This window comes from Vibrio sp. 1078-1 (assembly GCF_033340475.1).
The window spans coordinates 1-517 of sequence record NZ_JAWOWM010000912.1; the positions used below are offsets into that span (position 1 = coordinate 1).

A 517-nucleotide genomic window follows, 5' to 3' on the forward strand; every position below is an offset into this window, starting at 1 on the left:
CATGAAGCAGTGCGCAGCGCAATCACCTACAGCATTATTGCTATCGTCGCGCTATTGGCACTGAGTTTTACGCTAGGCCTATTCCTAACCAAACAGATCTGCACACCACTAAATTACGTGGTAAACATGGCGTCGAAAATCGCGTCGGGCGACCTAACTTACCAGCTTCCACGTAACAAAATTGGTCATGATGAGCTTGGCACCTTGGCAGATGCCTGCGTTGATATGCAAGCGAAGTTGCTTACTTTGGTCGACAGTATCTCGTCAACCACAGCTCAAGTAGGCACCGCCATTGAAGAAGTGAGCGCGATTTCCGAACAGACTTCAACCGGCATGGATGAACAACAAGTTCAGCTAAACCTTATCGCAACAGCAATGAACGAGATGCAAGCGACAGTAAATGAAGTCGCCAGCAACACCGAAGCAGCGTCAGAAACGGCAAACAGTGCTTCTCACGATGCGAAAGAAGGCCGCGGTGTCGTTCAAGAATGTATTAACCAAATCCACGAAGCGTCAT

At 48.7% G+C, this 517-nt stretch carries 1 protein-coding gene; it reads left to right on the top strand.

The window, feature by feature from the left end:
• A partial coding sequence (locus R7190_RS30810; protein WP_318138333.1) for a methyl-accepting chemotaxis protein occupies positions 1–517 on the top strand: 517 nt, incomplete at both ends.